An 11,956-nucleotide genomic window follows, 5' to 3' on the forward strand; every position below is an offset into this window, starting at 1 on the left:
GGGGTGGGGGTGTGCCGTGCGCGGTCCGCCCGGGCCCGAGCGCGATCCTGGCTGCGGCCGGAGCCGGCGCGGCCTAGCGTGGCCACATGGCAGTCACCGAGATCTGGCTCGTTCGTCACGGGGAGTCCACCGCGAACGTCGCAGCCGGTCGAGCACAAGCCGCCGGTGACGACGTCATCGAGATCGACCACCGCGACGCCGACGTCCCCCTGAGTCCGCTCGGCGAGGAGCAGTCGCGGGCGCTCGGCTCCGAGCTCGCGGAACGTGGTGTCGACGACGTCCCCGTCGTGCTCTGGGTGTCGTCCTACCTCCGAGCGCAGCAGACGATCGCCATCGCGCTCGAGGCCGGTGGGCTCGCTGAGCCGACGAGGCGCGTCGACGAACGCCTGCGCGACCGGGAGCTCGGCGTGCTCGACCGCCTCACCCGCACCGGCGCACGGAACCTGCATCCCGACGAGGAGCAGCGCCGCGATCGGCTCGGGAAGTACTACCACCGGCCGGCGGGTGGTGAGTCCTGGGTCGACGTCAAGCTCAGGCTGCGCTCCCTGCTCGCCGACGTGGACCGCATCGACGACGCCGAGCGGCTGGTCGCCGCGGCCCACGACGCCGTCGTCATGCTCGTCGTCGCGATCTGCCTCGACCTCGACGAGACCGCGCTCATGGACTTCGCCGCCGAACACACCGTCGCCAACGCCTCGCTGACGCGGCTCCGCCGTGACGCCGTGGGGGCACCCTGGACGCTCGAGGAGTTCTCGGGCACCGGGCACCTCGACGAGGACCCGGCGGCCGAGGTCACCGAGCACGAGGGACGGAAGGACGACGCCCATGTCTGAGCCGATCGCGGTCACCCCGAACCTGCTCCGCGCGTGGGCGCTGCCCGAGACCGGCGGCAGCAAGTACGGCCGCGGGCAGGTGCTCGTCGTCGGCGGCGCTGCCAAGACCCCCGGCGCCGCGATGCTCTCGGCGACCGCGGCCCTGCGCGTCGGCGGCGGACGGCTGACGCTCGCCGTGGCCCGCAGCGTCGCCCTGCACGTCGCCGTCGCGCTGCCGGAGTCGGGCGTCCAGCCCCTCGACGAGGACGCGGACGGCCACGTGGCGGTCGGCGCGATCACCAGCCTGACGGACGACCTCGGCAGCGCGGACGCCGTGCTCGTCGGACCCGGCCTCGACGAGCCCGATGGCAGCCGCGACCTCGTGGCCGGACTCGCCGCCGCCGTCGGGGACGAGACCGTGGTCGTGCTCGACGCCTTCGCGCTCGGTGTGGCAGCCGACCTGGTCGACGAACTCGCTCCGCTCCGGGGACGGCTCGTGATGACGCCGAACTCGGGCGAGGCCGAACGCCTGCTCGGGCACGACACCTCCGACGACCACACCGACGCCGCGGAGATCGCCGAACGCTTCGGCGCCGTCGTGTCACTCGGCGGGGTCGTCGCCGCACCGGACGGCCGGGCGTGGGCGAAGGGCACCGGGGCCGGCGGCCTCGGGACCAGCGGGAGCGGCGACGTCCTCTCCGGCGCCATCACCGGGTTGCTCGCCCGTGGCGCCGACGTCGCGCAGGCCACCGTGTGGGCGACCCAGGTGCACGCAGCCGCGGGGGACCGCCTCGCCGTGCAGGTCGGACCCATGGGGTACCTGGCGAGCGAGCTGCTGAACGAGATCCCGCGCGTCCTGGTCGAGCTCGGCGCCTGAGCCGCAGCAACGTCAGGATTGGCATCTGTTCTCGTCGCTGGTAGGTTCTTGGTGAGGGAACCGACGTAGGTCGCTTCCGGTTCATGACCGGAGTTCTCACAGAAACGCGGAGATCCAGGTGCAAGTCCTGGCGGAAGACCGTAGCTCAACGAGCAGAGCCCCGTTTTGTCCTAGTCTGATCGGCGTCGACGAAGTTCGTCCTCGATCTCTGGTCGGCTCAGTCCGAGTGGTCCGTACCAGTGCCGCGCCACTCCGTGGCACTTCCGGAGTGCGATGCCGGCCTGCTCAGCGTGCGGGTGTTCGAGCAGCGCGTCATCGACCGCGATCTTCACCCAGACGTGTCGGGGAAGTCCGTCCTGGAGGAGCACGTTACAGGCGCGGTCGATGTTCTTGGTGACGGCCAGCGAGAGCAGCATCTCCCCATGTCCGAGCCGAAGTGCATCACCCGATTTGATGGTCGACGGATCGCGCCCGGCGACCTTCGTCCAGGCTGCGACCGCCTCCGTCGACAACCCCGTGATCGCGTCGACGAGACCGCCGTCAGCTCTTCCGCCCTCGTGGATCACGGCGTTCCGCATCTTCCGCAGGACCATGAGCTGCTCGAGCGGGAGCGGATCGACGCGGGAGCCGCACGCTGTCTGCAGCGCATCGTGCTGACTGGCGGCAGTCGTTTCTCGTGCGCGCCGACGTGTGACGAGTCCGGCGTCAGCAGCCATGGCCAGGCACGTCTTCATGTAGTCCTCGTGCAGGGCGAGTGCGTAGGCGATGCTCATCGCTCCCAGATGCACGTCTGCTTCGGCGAGGATGTCACTGGCCGCTTCCGCCGTGAGGTTGAAGCGGCGGATGTGGGGCACGTTCGGGTAGACCTCCGGAAGCAGCCGCTGTGAGCCTCGGTTCAACTGCAGCAGGTGGTTGGAGAGCTGCGCTCCCGCGAGGAGCCCCATCAACGCGTTGCTCGCTTCGACGCGCAGTGCTTCATGCTGGCGGTACACGCGGAAGCGGACCACTCCGCGACGAACTGACATGTCAGACATGATGCCTCACGCGCGACGTCAGGGCTGCAGGGACTCCACTGCCTTCGCGACACGGCGCGCACGGGTATCCGGCGCCTTCGCCTGCGTCACCGGGTCGACCAGCGCCCGCTGCCGCGAGGCCGACAGCGTGTCGAACGCCGCACGGACCCCGGCCTCCGCGAGCGCTGCCGACAGGTCCTCGGGCAGGTCGACGGTCCGTGGCATCGTGTCGAGCGTCAGGGTCACCACGACGGAGTCCCCGGCGGCGACGCCCGATGCCTCGCGGTGTTCGGCGGACAGCGGCACCAGGAACTGCTCGTTCATCACGCCCACCGTCGAGCGGTAGGTGTAGCCCCCGTCCAGCGTGACCACCACGGCAGGGCGTTTCCCGGACCCCAGCGCCTCGATGACGTCGGACGGGACGGGCAGTCCTGTCGCCGTCCTGCGCGCCTGCAGGACCGTCGTCGTGAACTGCATCCGAGCCTCCAGGCCGTCAGTGGCGCCGACGGCGCCGTCCGCATCGTCGACAACGCCGTCCGCATCGTCGACAACGCCGTCTGCGTCGTCGACAACGCCGTCAGTGGTGCCGACAACGCCGTTCAGAGCATCCCGCGCCGTCATGAAGAAGTGGACAGAACCGTACAACCGCACGCGCTGTTCCGCCACCGTTCACCGTCGGAGCAGCCGCTGGAAACCGACCGCGCCCACGATCGTCGCTGAACCCGATCCCTCGGGCTCACCCCAGAGCACCCGAAAGGCACCACCGTGCAGTACAAGCGCACCATGGCCGGCCTCGCGCTGGCCGCAGCGGCCGTCGTCACCCTCGCCGGCTGCTCCGCCACGAGTTCCGCATCGACCGGCGGCGGCAGCACGAGCGACACCGACTGGAAGACCGCCACGAGCGCCGAGAGCGCCGGCGGCATGGACGCCCTCGTGAAGGCCGCCAAGGCCGAGGGCAAGCTGAACGTCATCGCCCTCCCGCCGACCTGGGCCAACTACGGCAAGATCATCGACGGCTTCCAGAAGAAGTACGGCATCACGGTCTCCTCGGCCAACCCGAACGGCTCGAGCGCCGACGAGGTCGCCGCGGTGAAGTCGCAGCAGGGCCAGGACACCGCCCCCGACGTGCTCGACCTCGGCAACGCGGTCCTGCAGCAGAACCTCGGTCTGCTGACGGACTACAAGGTGGCGAACTGGGACGACATCCCGACCACGCTGAAGGACGAGAAGGGCGCCTGGACCCGCGACTACACGGGCCTGATGTCGATCGGCTACGACTCGAGCAAGGTCAAGAAGGCGCCGAAGGACCTGGACGACCTGCTCGACCCGGCCTACAAGGGCAAGGTCTCGGTCGCGGGCGACCCGACGCAGGCGAACCAGGCCGCGAGCGCGGTCTACCTCGCGGCGCTGGAGAACGGCGGCTCGGCCGACGACATCACCAAGGGCGTCGACTACTTCGGCAAGCTCAAGGCCGCCGGCAACTGGCAGAACGTGCTGCCGACGCAGGCGACGGTCGCCTCGGGTGAGACGCCCGTCGTCGTGCAGTGGTCGTACAACAACCTCGCCTGGGGCCCCGCCGCCGGCGCGAGCGGGAACAAGAACTGGAAGACGGTCGTGCCGAAGGGCGACGCGCTCGGCTCGTACTACGCGCAGGCCATCAACAAGGACGCCCCGCACCCCGCGGCCGCGCGCCTGTGGCAGGAGTACATCGCCAGCCCGACGGCACAGAACCTGTACCTGCAGGCCGGCGCCTTCCCCGCCACGCTCGCCGCGATGGAGAAGTCCGGCAAGGTCGACGAGGACGCCCTCGACGCCGCCGGTGGCGCGCCGAAGGACTACGTCGAGCTGACGGACGCCCAGGTGACCGCGGCCGCGAAGGTCCTGGCCGCCAAGTGGTCCGCCACGATGGGGTCCTGACCAGCATGACCACCGCATCGGCACCGGCTGCACCGCCGGCCCCCGCGTCCGCCGGTGTCGATGCACCCCGCAGCGACACCAGCACGACCACCCCGCCCAGCGCCAGAGGTGCCGTCGGACCCCGCGTCCGGCGTCGCCCCGGCCTGGCGTGGCTCGGCCTGCTGCCGTTCAGCGTCTACGTCGTCCTGTTCCTCGCCGTCCCCGCCGTCGTCGCGGTCGGCAGCGGGTTCTTCGACGCCGCCGGACGTCCGACGCTGGCGAACCTCGCCGCGTTCACCGACCCGAGCATCCTCCGCGCCTTCGGGGCGTCAGCCGCGCTCTCGGCGGTCTCCGCGGTGATCGGCGCCGTCGTCGGTGCCGTCGTCTGCTGGGCGCTCTCCGCGCTCCGGCCCGACGGCCTGGTCCGCTCGATGATCGACTCGGTCGCCAGCGTCCTGGCCCAGTTCGGCGGCGTGATGCTTGCGTTCGCGTTCATCGCCACGATCGGTGCCCAGGGCCTCGTGACCACCTGGCTCATCACGACGTTCCACTGGGACATCAACGCGAACGGCGCCTTCCTCTACACGGTGCCCGGGCTCGTCATCCCCTACCTCTACTTCCAGGTGCCGCTCATGGTCCTCACCTTCATGCCGGCGTTCGAGGGCGTGAAGGCCCAGTGGGGCGAAGCCGCCGCGACCCTCGGCGCCTCCCGCGCCACGTACTGGCGCCGGATCGCCCTCCCCGTGCTCGCCCCGGCGTTCTGGGGATCGCTGTTGCTGCTGTTCGCGAACGGGTTCTCCTCGTTCGCCACCGCAGCAGCGCTCATCTCGCAGGGCGGCATCGTCCCGCTGACGATCCGGCAGCAGCTCACCAGCGAGACGATCATCGGCCTGCAGAACGTCGCCGGGGTGCTCGCCCTCGGCATGGTCGTCGTGATGGCCGTGGTCATGGGTGCCTACGCACTCCTGCAGCGCCGGGCCGCCAGGTGGCAGCGATGAGCGCGGCGGCTCCCTCCGCGCCGGTGGCCGGGTCGACACGGCCTGGAGGCCCCGCTCGCCTCCGCCGCTTCGGCGCCGCCCCGTCACGGGTCACCGCCACGGTCGTCCTCGTGCTCGTCGGTCTGGTCTTCGCGGTGCCGATCCTGGCACTGGTGCAGTTCACGTTCCGGCAAGGCACCGACGGCAGCCTGACGGTCGCGCACTACGCCGCGATCGCCGACCCGGTGAACCGCGGCACCTACCAGCCGGTGTTCGACGGGCTCGGGGCGTCGCTCGTCATCGCCGTGATCACCGTGGCGATCATCCTGCTGGTGCTCCTGCCCGCGCAGCTCATCACCGCGCTGCGGTACCCCCGGCTCCGTCGGCTGCTCGAGTTCGTCTGCATCGTGCCGATCACCGTCCCCGCGGTGGTGCTCGTCGTCGGGTTCGTGCCCGTCTACCAGGTGGTCTCCCGGGTGGCCGGTTCGGGCGCCTGGACGCTGGCCTTCGCGATCGGCATCATCTCGCTGCCCTTCGCGTTCCGCCCGATCGCCGCCGCCGTCACCGCGACCGACCTGACGACGCTGTCCGAGGCCGCCAGGTCCCTCGGCGCCTCGTGGTGGACCGTCACGTGGCGGGTGCTCCTGCCGAACCTCCGCCGTGGCGTCCTCGCCGCGTGCTTCCTCGCGATCACCGTCGTCCTCGGCGAGTACACCCTCGCGTCCTTCCTCTCCCGCACCACCTTCCAGACCGCACTCGTGCTCGTGCAGCAGACCGACCCCTACGTGGCCGCGATCTTCTCGCTCGGCGCGCTGCTGTTCGGCTTCGTGCTGCTCGTCGCCATCGGCCGGATCGGACGGCGCCGCACGCGTGCCGGCCGGTCCCGCACCAAGGAGTCCGCATGACCGTCACCGCTCCGGCCGCCCCCGCGTCGCTCGTCGCGACCGGCGCCGCCGTCGAACTGCAGGCCGTCGAGAAGCGCTACGGCTCGCACCGCGCCCTCGCCGGACTGTCGCTCCGCGTCGAGCCGGGGGAGTTCCTCTCGCTCCTCGGCCCGTCCGGTTGCGGCAAGACCACCGCGCTCCGGGCGCTCGCCGGGCTCGAGGCCGTCGACGCCGGCGCCATCCGCATCGACGGCGTGGACGTCGCGAGCGTCCCCGCGAACAAGCGCGACATGGGGATGGTGTTCCAGCAGTACTCGCTGTTCCCGCACATGACCGTCCGGCAGAACGTGGCGTTCGGCCTCGAGATGCGCAAGGTGCCGTCGGCCGAGCGGAAGTCCCGGGTCGTGGACGCGCTCGACATGGTGCACCTCGCCGACTTCGCCGACCGGTTCCCGCACCAGCTCTCCGGCGGACAGCAGCAGCGCGTGGCCCTGGCGCGTGCCCTCGTCACCCGCCCCCGCGTGCTGCTCCTCGACGAGCCGCTCTCGGCGCTCGACGCGAAGGTGCGGGTGTCCCTCCGCGAGGAGATCCGCCGCATCCAGTCCGACCTCGGCATCACCACCGTGTTCGTCACCCACGACCAAGAGGAAGCGCTCGCCGTCTCCGACCGCATCGCCGTGATGAACGCGGGCGACGTGGAGCAGATCGGCACGCCGGAGGAGCTGTACCGCTCCCCGTCCTCGGCGTTCACGGCGGACTTCGTCGGGCAGTCGAACCGGATGCGCGGTGACCTCCGTGGCGGTGACGTCTTCGTCTACGGGTTCCGCGTGCCGGCGCTCGACACCCGAGTGGCCGATGGTCCCGTGCTCGCCATCGTCCGACCGGAGGACATCGCCTTCGCGCCCGAGGGTGTCACCGGCACCGTCGTCTCGTCGAGCTTCCTCGGGTCGATCCGCCGCACGACCGTCCGTCTCGACGACGACACGGTCGTCACCGTGCAGCACGAGGTCGGCGACCGCCGCACCGCCGGCCAGGCGGTGGCGGTGCGCCTGCTCGGCGCACCGGTCGCGGTCGCCCCGCTCGCGTAGGCCGCCGGCCGGCCGGGCCGCCGGGCCGAGTCTCGGTCCGGCGGACAGATCGCGCCGTCCCGGAGGCGCACGACGTCCGCCCAGCCGAGTCTCGCCGGACGGGAGGCTCGTGGCGGGGCCGGTACGAGCCTCCCGGCCGGCGGGTGGTCCGGTCAGCGCTGGAAGCGCGCCTGCGGCTCGTCGGCCAGACCGGCCTCGACGCGTCGCCGCATGTCCTCGGACATCGGGGGCAGGTCGGTGACGGGGGCCCAGAACGCCTCGGTGTTCTCCCCGTCGGCGGGGGCGGGGTGCCCGGACACCCAGCGGCACGCGAAGACCAGGTCGAGGTACTGCGCCCGGTCGCCGTTCGGGTAGGTCATCTCGGGCAGCGCCTGCACCCACACCAGGCGTTCGGCCACGGCGACGACGTCGGCTTCCTCGAGCACCTCGCGCTCGGCGGCGACGGCCGGTTCCTCGCCCGGGTCGACGATCCCCGTCACCGGGGTCAGCGCGCCGGTGTCCGCGCGACGGACGACCAGGAGCTCGCGGGCGTCGCCCTCGCCGCGGGTCACGACGGCGGTGACCCCGGTCAACCAGAGCAGGTCCGTGCCGATCTTCTCGCGCAGGGACAGGACGAAGTCGGGCGTGGGCATGCGGCCACGGTACCCAGGCGTGGATACGCTCGGGGCATGGCACGCGGCGACAGGGCGCTCGAGGTGCGGTCCGACCACGGTGTCTGGGCCGCCGGGTGGCGACTCGCGCTCGCCGGGGTCGTGCGTGCGGTGACTCCGCGGCGGCGTCGCCTGCTCTTCGTGTCGCTCGGTGTCGTCGCCCTCGGACTCGTCGTGGCGGTCGTCGTCGGACTCGTGCGCGGGATGGCCTCGCCGGTCGTCTCGGTCGTGGTGCTCGTCGGGACCGCGGCGCTCGTGGCGTACCTGGTCGTGGCCGTCGAACTCGTGTTCTGGACCATGGCGGATCGTCGACGCGTCGCACCGTCCGAGGTCGACCCGGAGCGACTGGCCCGGGTCCACCAGACAATCGCCGCCGGGAACGCCTCGTCGGTGGATCCCGCAGACCGTCGTGCCCTGGTACGGTTCGCCCGCGTGCAGCAGACCGCCCTGCCCGCGACCGTGCTCGTGCACGCGCTCGGGGTCAGCGTGGGGGTGCTGCTCGCCGCGCTCGAGGCCGTCGCCGGATCGGCCGGCCTCGTCGTGCTGGTGCTCGCCGTGCTCATCGTGGCCGTGTCGGCGTGGTCGCTCCGCGGGGCGCTGCGTGCGCTCGGGTCGACGCCCGAGCTGGTGGCGTTGGATCCGGTACGGCACCAGGGTGCCGACGACTGGTCATGACCAGTAGGGTGTGATCCGTGGAGATCATCATCCTGCCCACGCCGGCGGAGGTCGGTCGCGTCGCCGCGGCCAAGATCGCGTCGGTCGTCGCCGAGAAGCCGTCCGCGGTCGTCGGGCTCGCCACGGGGTCGAGCCCCCAGGGCATCTACACCGACCTGCAGCGTCGCGTCGCCGCGGGGGAGGTCTCGTTCGCCCAGGCGCGCGGGTTCGCCCTCGACGAGTACGTCGGCATCCCCCTCGAGCACCCCGAGTCGTACGCGAGCGTCATCGCCCGCGACGTCGTCGGTCCGCTCGGCTTCGACCCGTCGCGGGTCCGCGTGCCCGACGGCCGCGCCGACGACATCGAGTTCGCCGCCAAGGAGTACGACGCCGCGATCCGTGCCGCCGGCGGGATCGACGTGCAGATCCTCGGCATCGGCGCGAACGGCCACATCGGGTTCAACGAGCCGACGTCCTCGTTCGCCTCGCGCACCCGCATCAAGACGCTCGCGCCCTCGACCCGCGAGGCCAACGCCCGCTTCTTCGACTCGCTCGACCAGGTCCCGACGCACTGCATGACGCAGGGGCTCGGCACGATCCTCGAGGCCCGCCAGCTCGTCCTCGTCGCTCAGGGCCCGTCGAAGGCTGACGCCGTGGCCGCCGCTGTCGAGGGGCCACTGTCGTCCTTCGTGCCCGGGTCGGCGCTGCAGCTGCACGAGCACGTCACCGTCGTCGTCGACGAGGAAGCGGCCGCCGGGCTCCAGCTCGCCGACTACTACCGGTACACGTACGCGAACAAGCCGTCCTGGCAGCGGTTCGAGTAGCCGTCGCACCGAGGCACGCGGGGCATCGGGCACCGGGGCGCCCGGTGCCGGTGTCCGTGAGACGCCGGTGTCTCGCGTCTGCGGAGCTCCGGCTCTGGTGTGAGACGCCGGTGTCTCGCTGAGACGCCTCGGAGTTGTCGAGACGCCGCAGTTTTCGGCGGCGTCTCGAGCGCTTTGCGGTGTCTCGCGCAGACGGTGGTGTCTCGCACGCACTCCGACCGGAACGTCCGTCGAGACGCCGGTGTCTCAGCCCGCAGCAGCACCCGCGGCAGCGGCCAGGCGCGCCAACCCCTCGCGAAGCGTGTCCTCCGAGCAGCCGAAGTTGAGCCGCGCGTGACCGATGCCCTGCCGCCCGTAGTCCCGCCCGTTCGACAGCGCCACCTTCGCCTCGTCGACGAGTCGCACCGCGGGGTCGTCGCCCCACGGCAGGGCCCGCAGGTCGAGCCACGCCAGGTACGACGCCTGCGGCTGCCGGTGGCCGACCCCGGGCAGCGCAGCGCCGAGCTCCTCAGCCAGGATCCGCCGGTTCGCCGCGAGCTCGGCCAGCAGCGACGCCAGCCACGGCCCGCCCTCGCTGAACGCGGCGACGCTCGCGGTGTACCCGAGGATCCCGGTGCGTTCGACGACCTCGCCCGGCATCCCGTCGAACCAGCCGCGGGCGCGCTCTGACGCACCGACCATCAGCGCGCACTTGGTGCCCGCCAGGTTCCACGCCTTGCTCGCACTCGTCAGGGCGACTCCGACCGCCGCGGCCTCGGGGCAGGAGTCGAGGAAGGGCGTGAACGTGGCGTCCGCGTGGACGAGCGGCGCGTGGATCTCGTCGGAGACGACCACGGCGTCCCACTCGGCGGCCAGCCGGGCCAGCGCGGCCAGCGTCTCGCGGTCGTGCACGAGCCCGAGCGGGTTGTGCGGGTTGCAGAGCAGGACGGTCCTGGCGCCGTCGGCGAACGCCTGCGCGACACCGTCGAGGTCGATCCGCCACCCTGCGGTCGTGTCGAAGGGGTCGGCCGGCCCCGCGGGTGCGACGAGCGGGACCTCGTTCGCGGTGCCGCCGGCCTCGGACACGTACTCCCAGAACGGCGCGTAGACGGGCGGCATGATGACGACCTGCCCGCCCGGCTCGATGACCCGGCGCAGGGTCTCCACGGCGGCGACCGAGACGTCCGTGGTCGTCCGGACCAGGTCGGGGTCCACGTGCCAGCCCCACCGGTCGGACGCGAAGGCGGTGAAGGCCTCGGGGAGCGCCCGGCCGTGCCCGACGTACCCGGTGTCGCCGTCGGTCACGGCGCGGACGAGGGCCTCCCGCACGGGCTCGGCGAGCGCGGAGTCCATCTCGGCGACGAACATGGGCAGCACGTCCGGCGGGAAGGCCGTGTACTTCTCGCTGGTGCGGGTGCGGCGTGCATCGAAGAGGGAGACCATGACGCTCATGCGCCCCATCCTGGCAGCGTCGAGACTGACATGTCAGGATCCCGGTGTGCGAAGTGACCGGACCACTGTCCTGCGAGCTGTCAGCGACGCCGTGCTCGTCCTCGTTGGTGCCGGTGCGCTGGGAGTCGCCATCGTCGTCATCGGGCTCGGGCTGCTCGACGACACCCAGTACGCGGGCGGGTTGACCGAGGGCGCCTACCTCGCGGTCGCCGCGGCAGCCCTGGCCGCGGCCAGCTCCGGTGTGCTCGTCGGCGTCTGCTTCGTCAGGCGCTCCGTGGTGGTGCGGGACGCAGCCCGGCGAGCAGGATCTCGACGTACCGGTCCGGCTCGCTGACCTGGACCCCGCCGGCCGTCGCCGCCTGACGCATCCCGCAGACGAGTCTGCGGAGGTCGTCCGGCCGCACGTCCGGCCGCACGACACCCGCCGCGGCGCCTCGCTCGAGGAGTGCACCGATCGAGTCGACGAGGTCCCCGGCCAGGGCCGCCGTGTCGGCGCACGAGAACGTCCCGCCCGTCAGCAGGTCACCGAGCGCCGGGTCGCCCACGAGGCCCCGGAAGGCCTCGGTCACGACGCCGCGGACCGCTGCCTCGACGTCGGGCACCGCGACCGCATCCCGGACCCGGTCGAGCATGGTCTCGAACGCGTCGATCGCGAGCGCCTCGAGCAGGTGCTGTTGCGTGGGGAAGTGCCGGTACGCGGTCCCCACCCCCACCCCGGCCTCCCGCGCGACGGTGTTCAGCTGGGCGGGTTCACCCCGGTCGAGGTGCTCGCGCGCCACGGCGAGCAGCGCTGCGCGGTTGCGCAGGGCATCGGAGCGGAGGGAGTCCGGGCGGGCGAGGTCGACCATAC

At 72.0% G+C, this 11,956-nt stretch carries 13 protein-coding genes; 8 read left to right on the forward strand and 5 right to left on the reverse strand.

What is annotated here, in order from left to right; genetic code table 11:
* The first annotated feature begins 86 nt into the window (after window positions 1-86).
* Together ITJ54_RS16720 and ITJ54_RS16725 are read left to right on the forward strand one after the other, a co-directional pair.
* On the forward strand, window positions 87-833 hold the full coding sequence (locus ITJ54_RS16720; protein WP_194630232.1) for a histidine phosphatase family protein: 747 nt from the start codon (window positions 87-89) through the stop codon (window positions 831-833).
* Window positions 826-1,689: an NAD(P)H-hydrate dehydratase gene (locus ITJ54_RS16725; protein WP_194630234.1), complete on the forward strand. Its 864-nt coding sequence runs from the start codon at window positions 826-828 to the stop codon at window positions 1,687-1,689. Before ITJ54_RS16720 ends, ITJ54_RS16725 begins: the two co-directional genes overlap by 8 nt.
* Before the next feature lie 170 nt (window positions 1,690-1,859).
* On the opposite strand, the gene ITJ54_RS16730 is transcribed toward ITJ54_RS16725, so the two are convergent.
* Window positions 1,860-2,696 (reverse strand): hypothetical protein, encoded by an 837-nt coding sequence (locus ITJ54_RS16730; RefSeq protein ID WP_194630236.1) that lies wholly within the window; start codon window positions 2,694-2,696, stop codon window positions 1,860-1,862.
* 45 nt (window positions 2,697-2,741) lie between these two features.
* Window positions 2,742-3,179 (reverse strand): YdeI/OmpD-associated family protein, encoded by a 438-nt coding sequence (locus ITJ54_RS16735; RefSeq protein WP_194630239.1) that lies wholly within the window; start codon window positions 3,177-3,179, stop codon window positions 2,742-2,744.
* Window positions 3,180-3,467: 288 nt separating this feature from the next.
* Between ITJ54_RS16735 and ITJ54_RS16740 the strand changes: the two genes are divergently transcribed.
* From ITJ54_RS16740 to ITJ54_RS16755, 4 genes are read left to right on the forward strand one after another with little or no spacing between them, the layout of a single operon-like run.
* Window positions 3,468-4,619, forward strand: a complete 1,152-nt coding sequence (locus ITJ54_RS16740) for an ABC transporter substrate-binding protein (RefSeq protein ID WP_194630241.1) — start codon at window positions 3,468-3,470, stop codon at window positions 4,617-4,619.
* A 5-nt stretch (window positions 4,620-4,624) separates the two neighbouring features.
* Window positions 4,625-5,596 carry an ABC transporter permease gene (locus ITJ54_RS16745; protein ID WP_194630243.1) on the forward strand — a complete coding sequence of 324 codons (972 nt, stop codon included), beginning with the start codon at window positions 4,625-4,627 and terminating at the stop codon, window positions 5,594-5,596.
* Complete coding sequence (locus ITJ54_RS16750; RefSeq protein ID WP_194630245.1) at window positions 5,593-6,480, forward strand: ABC transporter permease; 888 nt, start codon at window positions 5,593-5,595, stop codon at window positions 6,478-6,480. Before ITJ54_RS16745 ends, ITJ54_RS16750 begins: the two co-directional genes overlap by 4 nt.
* Window positions 6,477-7,547, forward strand: coding sequence for an ABC transporter ATP-binding protein (locus ITJ54_RS16755; RefSeq protein WP_194630247.1), 1,071 nt, complete (start codon window positions 6,477-6,479; stop codon window positions 7,545-7,547). Before ITJ54_RS16750 ends, ITJ54_RS16755 begins: the two co-directional genes overlap by 4 nt.
* A gap of 152 nt (window positions 7,548-7,699) precedes the next feature.
* Here ITJ54_RS16755 and ITJ54_RS16760 read toward each other — a convergent pair whose 3' ends face one another.
* Window positions 7,700-8,179 (reverse strand): NUDIX hydrolase, encoded by a 480-nt coding sequence (locus ITJ54_RS16760; protein ID WP_194630249.1) that lies wholly within the window; start codon window positions 8,177-8,179, stop codon window positions 7,700-7,702.
* Between the two features lie 36 nt (window positions 8,180-8,215).
* Between ITJ54_RS16760 and ITJ54_RS16765 the strand changes: the two genes are divergently transcribed.
* A complete protein-coding gene (locus ITJ54_RS16765) occupies window positions 8,216-8,872 on the forward strand; it encodes a hypothetical protein (RefSeq protein WP_194630251.1) in 657 nt (218 codons plus the stop codon).
* Window positions 8,873-8,889: 17 nt separating this feature from the next.
* Window positions 8,890-9,675, forward strand: a complete 786-nt coding sequence (gene nagB / locus ITJ54_RS16770; RefSeq protein WP_194630253.1) for a glucosamine-6-phosphate deaminase — start codon at window positions 8,890-8,892, stop codon at window positions 9,673-9,675.
* 246 nt (window positions 9,676-9,921) lie between these two features.
* Here nagB and ITJ54_RS16775 read toward each other — a convergent pair whose 3' ends face one another.
* Window positions 9,922-11,106, reverse strand: coding sequence for a MalY/PatB family protein (locus ITJ54_RS16775; RefSeq protein ID WP_194630255.1), 1,185 nt, complete (start codon window positions 11,104-11,106; stop codon window positions 9,922-9,924).
* A 263-nt stretch (window positions 11,107-11,369) separates the two neighbouring features.
* Window positions 11,370-11,954: a TetR/AcrR family transcriptional regulator gene (locus ITJ54_RS16780; RefSeq protein ID WP_194630257.1), complete on the reverse strand. Its 585-nt coding sequence runs from the start codon at window positions 11,952-11,954 to the stop codon at window positions 11,370-11,372.
* Between the last annotated feature and the right edge of the window lie 2 nt (window positions 11,955-11,956).

The organism is Curtobacterium sp. VKM Ac-2865 (assembly GCF_015350905.1).
Taxonomy (GTDB): Bacteria; Actinomycetota; Actinomycetes; order Actinomycetales; family Microbacteriaceae; genus Curtobacterium.